General features: G+C 63.7%; 12 protein-coding genes. 5 read left to right on the top strand and 7 right to left on the bottom strand.

Translation table 11 applies throughout. The annotated features are described in order from the left end of the window. Positions 1 to 145 precede the first annotated feature (145 nt). Complete coding sequence (locus GOEFS_RS12050) at positions 146 to 661, bottom strand: nuclear transport factor 2 family protein (protein WP_007318191.1); 516 nt, start codon at positions 659 to 661, stop codon at positions 146 to 148. Between the two features lie 75 nt (positions 662 to 736). Here GOEFS_RS12050 and GOEFS_RS23820 point away from each other — a divergent pair, with 75 nt between their 5' ends. Beyond that, entirely contained in the window at positions 737 to 1,453 is a 717-nt protein-coding gene (locus GOEFS_RS23820; RefSeq protein WP_007318190.1) for a helix-turn-helix domain-containing protein, read from the top strand. Then, the gene (locus GOEFS_RS23975) at positions 1,351 to 1,584 is read left to right on the top strand and encodes a helix-turn-helix domain-containing protein (protein WP_373278205.1); all 234 of its coding nucleotides are present in this window, start codon (positions 1,351 to 1,353) and stop codon (positions 1,582 to 1,584) included. Before GOEFS_RS23820 ends, GOEFS_RS23975 begins: the two co-directional genes overlap by 103 nt. Before the next feature lies 1 nt (position 1,585). Here the strand turns inward: GOEFS_RS23975 and GOEFS_RS12040 are convergent, their stop codons facing one another. The 5 genes from GOEFS_RS12040 to GOEFS_RS12020 all read right to left on the bottom strand — a co-directional run bounded on the left by GOEFS_RS12040 (position 1,586) and on the right by GOEFS_RS12020 (position 6,281). Beyond that, a complete protein-coding gene (locus tag GOEFS_RS12040) occupies positions 1,586 to 2,164 on the bottom strand; it encodes a type II secretion system F family protein (protein ID WP_007318189.1) in 579 nt (192 codons plus the stop codon). Positions 2,165 to 2,167: 3 nt separating this feature from the next. Next, positions 2,168 to 2,977: a type II secretion system F family protein gene (locus tag GOEFS_RS12035; RefSeq protein WP_007318188.1), complete on the bottom strand. Its 810-nt coding sequence runs from the start codon at positions 2,975 to 2,977 to the stop codon at positions 2,168 to 2,170. Beyond that, positions 2,974 to 4,167, bottom strand: a complete 1,194-nt coding sequence (locus tag GOEFS_RS12030) for a TadA family conjugal transfer-associated ATPase (RefSeq protein ID WP_007318187.1) — start codon at positions 4,165 to 4,167, stop codon at positions 2,974 to 2,976. The genes GOEFS_RS12035 and GOEFS_RS12030 overlap by 4 nt, the downstream gene beginning before the upstream one ends. Further along, on the bottom strand, positions 4,164 to 5,222 hold the full coding sequence (gene ssd / locus GOEFS_RS12025; RefSeq protein ID WP_040525017.1) for a septum site-determining protein Ssd: 1,059 nt from the start codon (positions 5,220 to 5,222) through the stop codon (positions 4,164 to 4,166). Before ssd ends, GOEFS_RS12030 begins: the two co-directional genes overlap by 4 nt. Before the next feature lie 93 nt (positions 5,223 to 5,315). Further along, positions 5,316 to 6,281, bottom strand: a complete 966-nt coding sequence (locus tag GOEFS_RS12020) for an esterase/lipase family protein (protein ID WP_007318185.1) — start codon at positions 6,279 to 6,281, stop codon at positions 5,316 to 5,318. Positions 6,282 to 6,601: 320 nt separating this feature from the next. Between GOEFS_RS12020 and GOEFS_RS12015 the strand changes: the two genes are divergently transcribed. After that, on the top strand, positions 6,602 to 7,426 hold the full coding sequence (locus tag GOEFS_RS12015) for an HAD family hydrolase (protein WP_007318184.1): 825 nt from the start codon (positions 6,602 to 6,604) through the stop codon (positions 7,424 to 7,426). 342 nt (positions 7,427 to 7,768) lie between these two features. On the opposite strand, the gene GOEFS_RS12010 is transcribed toward GOEFS_RS12015, so the two are convergent. Beyond that, positions 7,769 to 8,506 (bottom strand): hypothetical protein, encoded by a 738-nt coding sequence (locus GOEFS_RS12010; protein WP_040525019.1) that lies wholly within the window; start codon positions 8,504 to 8,506, stop codon positions 7,769 to 7,771. Positions 8,507 to 8,861: 355 nt separating this feature from the next. Here GOEFS_RS12010 and acs point away from each other — a divergent pair, with 355 nt between their 5' ends. Next, positions 8,862 to 10,802 (top strand): acetate--CoA ligase, encoded by a 1,941-nt coding sequence (acs, locus tag GOEFS_RS12005; RefSeq protein ID WP_007318182.1) that lies wholly within the window; start codon positions 8,862 to 8,864, stop codon positions 10,800 to 10,802. Between the two features lie 54 nt (positions 10,803 to 10,856). Beyond that, entirely contained in the window at positions 10,857 to 11,657 is an 801-nt protein-coding gene (locus GOEFS_RS22500) for a hypothetical protein (protein WP_007318181.1), read from the top strand. The last annotated feature ends 60 nt before the right edge of the window (positions 11,658 to 11,717 follow it).

Raw genomic sequence — 11,717 nt, 5'->3', positions numbered from 1 at the left:
ACCGGCGTGCTCGCAAGCTCGCCAGTCGGCACTCGACCAGCGGGACGGAGCACCGGCCTCACCACTTCGCCCGACGGCACTCGACCAGCAGGAGCGGCACCGGCCTCACCACCTACTCCCGACGGCACTCGACCAGCGGAGCAGGCTAGAACATCGTGTTGTTGTTCGCCGACTTCTCGGGGACTGGCTGGATGACGTCCCAATGCTCGACGATTTTGCCGTTGCTGATTCGGAAGATGTCGACTATCGCGCTGCCGCGATCATTAGGGCCCTCGGTGGCGTGCACATGCAGGTACACCAGATCCCCGTCGGTCGCGCTGCGCACTATTTTCGATCGCTGCGCCGGATTGTCTGCGAAGGACTTCTTGAAGTAGGAGACGAAGGGCGCCTTGCCGTCGGGCACATTCGGGTTGTGCTGCCGATAGTTGTCGGCAACGACGGTCGCGGCCTCATCAACCTGATGCTCGTTGAAGAATCGGTTGTAGAAATTGACAATCAGTGTGCGGTTGTTCTGCGCGACATCGGCCGTACTACTCGGCGTGTCCGAGGCCGGGTCGGAGCCGCATGCGGCGAGCAGGAGTACAGCGATACCCGACACAGCCGCGAGCAACAGCGCAATGCGGGGCACGAGGGTCTTGGAAACGACGGCTTGCGAAGTCATACTTGTCAGAATAAGAAATCTATCAGTTATGGTCATGGTGTTATGGGGCCAATTAGTGGTCAAAATCAGCCACCGGTGATCCGAGATATCCGCTACGCGCCCTCCTCGGAGTCGGTCGGGCCGGTGGAGCTGCGTCGAATCGCCGACGTCGCGGAATCCGCGGACCCAAACGAATTCACTGGCACACAACGCCTCGGATTTGAACTCATCCTCCGCATCGACACCGGCAACTCGACCCACGAGGTGGACTTCGCCCGCTACCGGCTCGGCCCGGGCGACGTGCTCTGGGTCCACACCGGACAGGTTCAACGGTGGGGCGATATCCGCGCCATAGAGGGATACCTGCTCATGGTCAATGGCGACGCTCTGTCACCAAGTACCCACGCGCTCCTCAGGCAACTCGGTGCGTACTCTCAAGTGCATTGGCCCGGCGGCGCCACCGATTCCGGTCTGAGCCATGTCTTCGACTCGCTCGCGGCCTTCGCCGACGACGCGGCTGACCTCTCCGCGGCACGCGAGGCCACCCTCACTCATCTCGCGACGGCGGGCCTACTGATGCTGGCGCAAGCCAGCCCGGACCCGTCGTCGAACCGACTGCCGAGGAATGATCGATTCGAACAGTTCCGCGACGAGGTCGAGGAACATTTCGCAACCGATCGAACTGTAGAAGGTTACGCACGGCGCCTGCACTGCTCGGCGCGCACGCTGAGCCGCCTGGTACGCGATCACACCGGCCGGTCCCCAAGGACGTCATCGACGCCCGCGTCGCGCTGGAGGCACGGCGCCGCCTGACTCATGAAGAGGTTGGAGTCGCGGTCATCGCACGCGGTCTCGGATTCGACGACGCGGCGAACTTCACCAAGTTCTTTCGACGCCGGACCGGCGTGACCCCGGAACAATTCCGCGAGAGTTACCGGGCCTGACTCACCCACCACCCAGCACCGTCCCCGCCAAACCGATGACTACCGGGGCTATGCCCAGACAGACGAACGCCGGCAGAAAGCAAAGGCCCAGTGGCCCACTGATTTTCACTCCCGCGCGCTCCGCCGCAGCCACCGCGGCATCACCTGCTCGGTCTCGTACCTGCCTCGACAGTTCGGTCAGCCCTTCCGACATCGACGCCCCGGCACGGGCCGATCGTCGCGCGAGAGCCGCCAGCTCGGCAAGTTCGGTAGCCTCCGCTCCCACTGTCCGCCACGCTTGGTCCGCATCCGCGCCCAGACCGAGAAGGTCGACTGAACGCCTTAGGGGTTCGGCTAGTGACGCGGGCAAACTACGCACCACTGCCATACCAGCGGCCCGCACCGACAGACCCGCGCGTAGGCATATCGCGAAGATGTCGTATGCGGCCGCGACATCGAACGGATCGACCTGCGTCCTCGCGACGCCCAGCCATCTCGGCTCGCGAACCACGGGCCGAAAACCGATAGCCCGGTGAATCCACCAGCGCGGCGATGGATAGATCAAGAGTGCGATCGCGGTTGCCGCAGCCATCATCAGCATTGGCTATTCGCTCGATCCCAGTGCCACAACGTGATCGGCGATACGCAACGACCACCACACGCCCACAGCGTCGAGCGCGACACCGACGACGAGCAGTACGCCGCCGATGCCGCCGCCACATAGGATGCCAATCGGCTGTGCGCCGAGTGCCTGTCCTAGACCGATTCCCAACACCGGGAGCAACGACAGCACTGTAGCGGTGGCGCGGGGACCGGCGAGCCCCGCAGCGGTACGCGCGGCAAAAGCACAGCGCGCGTTAAGGTCTGAGCGCACAGCTTCGAGTAGATCCTTGATCGGCACGCCGAACTCGTGGGCGATCTCCCAGGCAAGGGCGATACGTCGCCATTCGTGATCCGTCGAACTGCGTTGCCGCCCAACACTATCTCGGACAGATCCACCGAGCGCGGCACACGCGGCGGCGGTGCGCAGCCGGTGACCGACGATCGTGCACTGCGCCTCTACTTCCTGGCCGGCGGAGGCGAATGCCGCGGGTGGCGGTGTCCCGATAGAAAGCTCTGCGGCTATCGCCGACAATGCCGTGGCAAGAGCCTCCCGTTCCCGTTCGTCTCGACGTCGACGAACTGACCTGTGTCGCAACCAGATTGCCAACGTCAACAAGATTGCCACGCAGAGCACAACCGCAACCTCGAGCATCGCGGCCAGCGCGATTGTCACGACTGTAAGGCCAGCCATCGCACCCTTCGACGACCCGCGCCGATCACTGCCCACCAGACTCGCCAACCGGTATCGCGTCTTTGGCACCGGCCACCACACAACCGTCAGCGCGCCGACCACGCACCACCAGCCGATCATTGGACCGACCGCCGGTCCAGCACGTCGTCCAATAGCGCTCGCTGGTCGGTAAATCCGCTCTCTCGCCGCCAAACTGATCGGACCACAACAAGTCCGTCAGCACCGCGCCGGACCATGCCAATCTCGGAGAGTCCCCTGCTGCCATCACGTCCACGAGTCACGCCGCAGACCAGCTGTATGGCTGCTGCCAACTGGCTATGCAATGCCATCCGGTCCATTCCGCCAAGTGCGGCAAGGGCTTCCATTCGGGCCGGCACCTCGGCGGGCGAGTTCGCGTGGACTGTGCCCGCTCCGCCGTCGTGCCCCGTGTTGAGCGCGCTGAGCAGGTCGACAACCTCCGCCCCGCGAACCTCGCCGACGACGATGCGGTCCGGCCGCATCCGAAGCGCCTGACGAACCAGCACTCGCATCGGAATCTCCCCGACGCCTTCGACATTCGCCGTCCTCGCCACCAATCGGACGAGATGCGGATGAGCTGGCGCGAGCTCTGGCGCGTCCTCGACGCACAACACTCGTTCACTCGGATCTATGGCACCGATCAACGCACTGAGCAAAGTCGTCTTACCAGCGCCCGTACCTCCGGAGATCAGCAACGTTAGCCGGGCGCGCAACACGCGATGCAGCAGTCCAACCACCTCGGGGGGCACCGCGCCGCAACGCACCAGTTCTCCGAGATCCTGTGTGGCCGAACGAAGTACCCGTAGTGACAGGCAGGTACCGTCGGGCGCGATCGGCGGAATAACCGCGTGCAGTCGGACGGTGTATCCCCGCCGCCCGACATCGACGAGTTGCCCGTCGACCCACGGCTGCGCGTCATCGAGCCGCTTTCCGGCGCCTAACGCGAGCCGGGCCGCCAGTCGACGCACCGACGGTTCATCGTCGAATTCGATTGGGACTCGCTGCAAACCGCTACCTCGATCCACCCACACTCGAGTCGGACCGACCACGAGTATGTCGGCGATGTCAGGTTCGGCGAGCAACTCCTCCAACCGCCCCGCACCAACCAGTTCGGTCTGCAGAAAGCGCAGTGCAGCAAGTAGATCGGTGTCTCCGAGCATTCCACGCGACTCGGACCGTATCGCGTCGGCGATGAGTGCGGGTGTCGGTGTCTGCGGGTCCGCCGCCAATCTATTACGCACCCGCTCGAGCAAATCCTCGCGACCGGTGAGCAGTGGTTCGGCGGCGGTCATGTGGTCGACCCCGGTATTCTCAATAGTCGGTCAACGACACTATTCGCGGCGTGGCGCAACGGTTTTCGCATCAGCCGCGCGAGCGGAGCAGCTTCAAGCCGGACGGGCAATCGCGGGTCAGGCCGATAGGCGGCGAGGAGTCGAAGATCTAGCGCTCGCGCCACGTCCTGCGCGCGCAACCCGCCGATCGTCGGTCCCCGTACCGCGAGCTCGACCGCGGGTGCCGTTCCGAGGAGCCGGGCGCGCACGGCACCTGCGGCAGCGACCGCGACGACACTGGCTCCGGTCACCAGTACGACCAGATCCACGGCACAGAGGGCGGCCCTCGTCAGTTCGGTATCCGCGCGCGGCAAGTCGACGACGACGATATCTCCGGCAGCCCTGCCGGCATCAATGACGGCACTCAACGCCGCGGGCGGGATCGGGCGCGGATCATCCCGGTGCGAAGTAAGGACCGAGACCCGCTCCCCCGCCGATGGCAGCGCGTCATGCAGTGCGGCAGCTCCGATTTGGCCGGTCGCCGCGGTCAAGTCCTGCCATCGCAAGCCATCGGCGTTTTCGACTCCAAGAGTCAGGTCAATTCCAGCGCCCAGCTCATTGGCGTCGACGAGCAGCGTGTGGCGATGCGCGCGGGCCACCAGCGCACTCGCCGCGGCGAGTACCGTCGCACCCGCTCCGCCGTGCCCGCCTACGAGCGCGACCGCCCCGCCCGACAGCCCCCTGGGCGACCGTCCGTCGGTCAGATAGCGCACTAGCGCCGCTTCGTCAGTGGGTAGCTCAAATGCCGCACCGATGCCTACCCCTACGCCGGCTCGCCATACGTCCGCCGGCTCGGCCATTCGGGCGACCAACACCACGTTTTCTCGCCTTGGCAGCGAATACTCTTCCAGTGCAAGGATATTCGGCGGATCGACCACGACTACCCGGCTCGATCGCCACACCCGTCCACACGATGCGGGATCGGCACTGATCAACCGATACCCGGCTGCCGCCGCGCATTGCGCGACAGTGTCACGTAAATCGTCGGAAACCAGGGCCAGCAGGTCGTCGTTCATCACCCCAGTGTCGAGGGTGAAAGTTCAACTATTGCCGCACAAGCACTTTTGGGCCGCCGGTCTGTGGAGAACAGGCTTAGCTGTGGATTTCTCCTATCCCGTGAACGGCGGCACCACGCCGCACGGCACCGGGACCGGATGCGCCGGATCAAGCGCGTTGAGCACCAGATACGCCGCACGCCGCGAACCGGCGATCGCGAGATGATCGCTGTAATCGCTTGCGCAGGAGTCCTGTACGACGACATTGCGCACCGACTCGCCCCGACGTCCGGGTACTTGCCCGCTCGTATAGGGCAGGACCAATTCGTCGTAGCGGGTGGAGATATTGGTGTAGTCGATACCTTTCACATAGGGCGAACCGCCCGCCCAGATGACGTCGTTGGTCCTCGATCCCGGCGTCATCTGCGAACACGCCGTGCAGACCGGCAGCCATCCGTCGGTACCCGTCAGTCGTCCCATAAATCGCCCGACTGGCGCCAATAGGTCACCGCCGGTACCGCGCCACAGCGGGGCGAGCGACACATATTTGGTCACGAACTTTGCCCCGCCCAGCTTCTTGAGATAGTAGCTCGGCATGTAGGTTCCCTGTGAATGTCCAACGATGTCAACGGTTTTCGCACCCGTAGCGGTAAGCACCCGGGTGATGAATCGCTTCAGTTGCGCGGCCGACGCGGGGATCGATCCCATCCCGCCCACGGCTGTCGCGGGCCACGGTAAACCGGCTATGGCCCCGTAGGTCAATGCGAAGACGCAGTACCCGCGATTGGCCAACATCGGCACATACGCGCCCCAATTCGTCGTCTGCGATCCACCAGTGCCATGCACCAGAATCACCGGACGCGGATGTGCGGACGTGGGCTTGCAGGAGTAGTCGTTGGACCCCGGAAGTGATCCGCCCGGGTGAGCGAGTTCGTATGGAATGCCAGCGAAGAAGTTGTAATTCTCCGGGAGCTTCTTCGATGGTGCCGCGCCCGCTTGAGCTGCCCCACCGAGAAGCATGGCGACCACTGCCGCGAGGACTATCACGGACAGCGCCCGCGGATTGGAGATGTAGTTCATAACAAGACGCTCCTTGACGTTCACCGACGTTGGTGACGCTAACCGGATGCGTTGTGAAATGCGGACAGAATGGAGAATCCGTCTCAACTGAGACTGCAAGTCCAAGCAGGCCATAGAAAGGGGACGACCCCGGCCAGGGGGGGAGGAGGCCGGGGTCATCGCGTTTCAGCCCCGGGGGGTCGGGCTGAAAGGCCCCGGTGAAGACCGGGTAACCAAGACTATACACACGCCCAGAGAATGACTGCAACTACAACCAACCTTGACTGATTCTCGCGGTTGGAAATGGCGCGCCGACGTCTCACTGGACGTACGCTGACCAGGTGACCAACGAGTCGGCGCCCTGGGGCGCGCCGCGTATCGCCGCCTTCTTCGACCTCGACAAGACCGTCATCGCCCGTTCGAGCGCCCTCGCGTTCACTCGCCCGTTCTACGCCGAGGGACTGATCAATCGACGGTCGGTGCTCAAATCCACGTACGCACAACTGATGTTCTTATTAACCGCCGCCGATCATGACCAAGTCGAACGGCTGCGAGCACATGTCACCGACATGTGTCGGGGCTGGGATGTCGAGCAGATCACCGCGATTGTCTCGGAAACTCTTCACGACATCGTCGAACCAATCGTCTTCGCCGAGGCCGCTGAGCTGATCGCGTGGCATCACGCGCAGGGCCACGATGTGGTGCTGATTTCGGCATCGGGGATAGAGATGGTCGAGCCGATCGGCCAGATGCTTGGTGTCGACGCCGTGCGCGCGAGCCGCATGAAAGTGGTCGACGGACACTATGCCGGTGAACTGGAGTTTTACTGCTACGGCGACGCCAAAGCAGTCGCGATGGACGAGCTAGCCGAGTCGGCGGGTTATGACCTGTCGGCCTGTTACGCATATTCCGACTCGATTACCGATTTGCCGATGCTCGAAGCAGTCGGCCAGCCGACGGCGGTGAACCCCGACCGCGGCCTACGAAAAGAGGCCGTCGATCGCGGCTGGCCAATTCTCACTTTCGATCGTCCGGTGGCACTTAGCGGTCGTCTGCGCGAGCACCGGACTGCGATCGCGGCGGCGTCCGCAGCCACCGGGATCAGCGTCGCCGCGCTGAGTGCATGGGTCTATTACGGCTGGTGGCGACGGCGCGAACTAGCGTAGGAAACTCGTTATCCGCAACGCTTGATGTGACCTGCCTCACGGTGTACAAAGGTGTTACGGAAATCTCGGCAGGCCAAGTCCGATCCGGAAGAGAAGGGTCGCACTCCCTCACCGAGCACTTCCCAGCACGGGCGGCAAGCACCCACGCGGGGCACGCCGCAAAAAGGCAAAAGCGTTGTGCGCCTGCGAAACTGCGGTCGAGGTCGACATCGACTCGTTCTCCCTCGCCGAGGCGATACCCACAACCCACCAAGCACGCTTGGTAACTTGAGTCCGTGCTACGCGGGCGGCGATCTGGTTCACCAGAACGTCGCCCGCAGTGTGTTGCAGGGAAAGATTCGCCTAGCCTCGCGCGGCATCGGCGATCGAACCGGCTTCGACGGCACCCGCCTCGAGCGCCTGGCACGTCAGCAAGATCCAACGTCGCAGCCCCTCGGGCGTACCTGCCGCGAAATCTGTTGCGGCAGAATGATATTCGACAACACTCTTGAACCAAGTCACCTCTGGCACGCCGAGATTGTGTGGGTCGAGGCCAGACGACACACACACCAGCCTCGACGCTGCGCGCGCCACCACGCCATTTGCCTCACCAAAGGGCGCAAGCGACAGCAACTCGCCATGCACCACGGCGGCCAGTACCGGTGCCGCGACCGATGTTCCGCCGGTGATCAATTGGCCGAGCAACTCTAACCGCTCGCCGACCCCGGCATCCTCGCGCGGCCGGCCGAGTTGATCGGCATCGTCGACCAAATCGGCCGCGGCCAGCATGTGGAGCCGGGCGAGTGCTTGCATCGGCGCACGCCGGAAGACGGTGGTGAGCGACTCGAGCGCATCACCGTCGAGTGCCTGTGCCACGCGCATCGCGCCAGCGAGAATTGGGTCGTCGAAGTCACCGTCGCGGCGCAGTTCGACACTGCCCCCGTCGATCGCCGCCGACGAGCGACCCCCGCGCCACGACGCCTCGGTGGAAGTTTTCACCCAGCCGCGCAAGTTCACCGGATGTCGATGAACCGCACTGAGCGCATCACGTGCGCGGTTGGCCGCTTCGGCGACGTCGGGTAGGTCGGCCAGGGGACCCAGCGGGTCCGGGCGAGCGGAGCGACGGGAGTTGTCCGGGCGAGCGGAGCGACGGGAGTTGTCCGGGCGAGCGGAGCGACGGGAGTTGTCGGAGGACACAGTTGGTCAGGGTACCGACGGGCGGGCAGTGGATAGTTTCCAATACTGTCCACTCGGGTGGGTTTGGTGACTGCTCGTCGCGTGACCTCGACGGTTTGCCATGCACGACCGCCATCTGGCCGTGGCTACGCACCTAACTCGATGCACCGGCATCCGCCAGTGACTACTCTCACAGTGTGCGTCGATGGTGGCTTGCGTTCACACCACCAGGTACCGCCGCTCACCGTGCCCCACCGATCTCCGAAAGGCCCAGCCTGCAATGTCTGCTTCACCCGACGTCTACCCACCTTCGCCAGAATTCGCCGCACAGGCCAACGCCACCGCGGCGCTCTACGACCGGGCCGACGCCGATCGGCTGGAATTCTGGGCCGAGCAAGCACGTCGACTGGATTGGGATACCGACTTCGAGCAGGTCCTCGATTGGTCGAACGCGCCCTTCGCCAACTGGTTCGTCGGCGGCAAACTCAATGTGTCGGTCAATTGCGTTGATCGCCACGTCGCCGCGGGTAAGGGTGACCGGGTGGCAATCCACTGGGTCGGCGAGCCGGGTGACTCCCGAGATATCACCTACCGCGAGCTACTCGCCGAGGTCAGCCGGGCGGCCAACTATTTCACCGCCATCGGGTTGCAAGCCGGCGACCGGGTCGCCATCTACATGCCGATGGTCCCCGAAGCATTGATCTCGATGCTCGCTTGCGCGCGCCTCGGCCTGACTCACTCGGTGGTCTTCGCCGGATTCTCCGCTGCCGCATTGCGCTCGCGCGTCGACGACGCCAGCGCGAAGCTCGTCATCACGACCGACGGTCAGTATCGGCGCGGCAAGCCGGCCGAGCTGAAGACCAACGTCGACGAGGCACTTGGCTCCGGCGATGATGCCGCGCCGTCGGTTGAACATGTGTTGGTGGTCCGTCGCACCAACCACGATCCCGATCTGCCGTGGGTCGACGGTCGCGATGTGTGGTGGGAGGACACCGTCGGCGAATCGTCGGATCACCATGAGCCGCAAGCCTTTGACTCCAATCACCCGTTGTTCTTGCTCTATACCTCCGGCACCACCGGCAAACCCAAGGGCATCGTCCACTCGTCGGGTGGTTACCTCACCCAGACCAGTTACACCTTCCACAATGTGTTCGACCATAAAGAAGGTCGGGACATCTTCTGGTGTGGCGCCGACATCGGCTGGGTCACCGGCCACTCCTATATCGTCTACGGTCCGCTCTCCAACGGCGCGACAGAAGTGGTCTACGAGGGCACTCCCAACACTCCGAATGAACATCGACATTTCCAGATCGTCGAAAAGTACGGCGTCACAATCTATTACATGGCCCCGACGTTGATCCGCACCTTCATGAAGTGGGGCCGCGACATTCCCGACGCCCACGATCTGACGTCGATTCGGTTGCTCGGCTCGGTCGGCGAGCCGATCAACCCCGAAGCGTGGCGCTGGTATCGCGATGTCATCGGCGGTGGCACTGCGCCGATCGTCGACACGTGGTGGCAGACCGAAACGGGATCGATCATGATTTCTCCGTTGCCCGGGGTTACCGACGCCAAACCGGGTGCCGCGATGAAACCGCTACCCGGTATCTCCGCGAATATCGTTGACGACGACGCCAACCCGGTAAGCCACGGGGAGCAGGGCTACCTGGTCCTCGATCAACCGTGGCCATCAATGCTGCTCGGCATCTGGGGTGACGACGAGCGCTTCATCGAGACCTACTGGTCGCGGTTCGCCGCGCAAGGCTGGTACTTCGCCGGTGATGGCGCCCGCTATGACGACGACGGCGCGCTCTGGGTTCTCGGCCGAGTCGATGACGTTATGAATGTTTCCGGCCACCGCATCTCCACGGCCGAAGTGGAGTCGGCGCTAGTCGGGCATTCCGGCGTCGCCGAGGCCGCGGTCATCGGTGCCGCCGACGAGACCACCGGTCAGGGCATCGTCGCATTCGTCATTCTGCGCGAAGGCGTCGAGAATTCGGGCGATGCGCTGGTCGCCGAGTTGCGAGAACAAGTCTCCGTAGAAATTTCGCCGATCGCCAAGCCGCGCGAGATTAACGTCGTGCCGGAGCTGCCCAAGACTCGCTCGGGCAAGATCATGCGACGCCTCCTCAAGGACGTCGCCGAAGGTCGGGACCTGGGCGACACTTCGACCCTGGTCGATCCATCGGTATTCGAAGCGATCCGGCAAAAGCGCGCTTGATCCCGCATTCGCAATAGTGAATTACATGGCGGCGAGACTGTTATGCTCGCCGCCATGTTGGTAGGGGTGGAACGGAATCGGCCGCGCGCTCACTTGCTGGTCGGACTCATGATCGCGGGCGCCCTCGGGCTCACGTCATGCACCGGAGATCCTGCGGGACCTACGTCGACTTCGACAGCACCTCGTACGACATCGGTCTATGCATCATCGTCGGCGTCGAGTTCGGTCGCCCAATCGACCAGCAACACCGCTGGCTACCGGCCCGGCGTGATCCGCCGCGCCGGCTCGATTGGCAACGCTCGATACGACGTCTCGGTGCCGCAGGTTTCGGGCGGAAACCCGCGAATCGCCGCTCTCTTCAATCAATCCGCCACGGCTGTATCCCATGATTTCGTATCAGGATTGGCCAAAAGTCGTGCGGTCACCACGATCCAAGACAGCGATCTCGGCTCGACCGAGTCCACGCGGGTCGCGACGATCACCGATCGCGTTATCGCCGGTGTGTCCATCTACCTCTGGTACACGAAGGGGACCGCGCATCCCAATTTCGGGTTGAGCACCGTCGTCGTCGATGTGGCTCGGGCACGGCCGATTCAACGCGACGAATTGTTCAGCGACCCCGCCGGAGCCAAATCCCGACTCGCCCAACTCGCGGCCGCACACGATCGGACCGGACGCCTTAGCCGTTCACTGTCGATCGCAACAGTCCCCGAGTGGGTGCCGACCGTCGACGGGTTACGCGTGTACATATCTGTCTCGCACGCCGCCGGAGACTTTGTGCCGGTGACGATCCCGTGGTCGGAGATCCGGTCAGAAATCGCGCCGGATCTGCACGAAACACTCGGCGCCGAATGAAAACCCTTGTGGCAGTGGCATTTTCGCTAGTCATGGCCGTTGTAGTGAGTGGCTGTGGCG

The sequence above is a fragment of the Gordonia effusa NBRC 100432 genome (genome assembly GCF_000241305.1).
Classification (GTDB): Bacteria; Actinomycetota; Actinomycetes; order Mycobacteriales; family Mycobacteriaceae; genus Gordonia; species Gordonia effusa.
The sequence above is the reverse complement of the archived record's forward strand: the minus strand, read 5'-3'. Positions and strand labels throughout refer to the sequence as shown.

Coding starts and splice junctions, on each gene's coding strand:
- acs (WP_007318182.1), top strand. CDS start 8,862: ATGTCTGCTTCACCCGACGTCTACCCACCTTCGCCAGAATTCGCCGCA.
- GOEFS_RS12050 (WP_007318191.1), bottom strand. CDS start 661: ATGACTTCGCAAGCCGTCGTTTCCAAGACCCTCGTGCCCCGCATTGCG.
- GOEFS_RS12035 (WP_007318188.1), bottom strand. CDS start 2,977: ATGATCGGCTGGTGGTGCGTGGTCGGCGCGCTGACGGTTGTGTGGTGG.
- GOEFS_RS22500 (WP_007318181.1), top strand. CDS start 10,857: ATGTTGGTAGGGGTGGAACGGAATCGGCCGCGCGCTCACTTGCTGGTC.
- GOEFS_RS12040 (WP_007318189.1), bottom strand. CDS start 2,164: ATGCTGATGATGGCTGCGGCAACCGCGATCGCACTCTTGATCTATCCA.
- ssd (WP_040525017.1), bottom strand. CDS start 5,222: ATGAACGACGACCTGCTGGCCCTGGTTTCCGACGATTTACGTGACACT.
- GOEFS_RS12030 (WP_007318187.1), bottom strand. CDS start 4,167: ATGACCGCCGCCGAACCACTGCTCACCGGTCGCGAGGATTTGCTCGAG.
- GOEFS_RS12020 (WP_007318185.1), bottom strand. CDS start 6,281: ATGAACTACATCTCCAATCCGCGGGCGCTGTCCGTGATAGTCCTCGCG.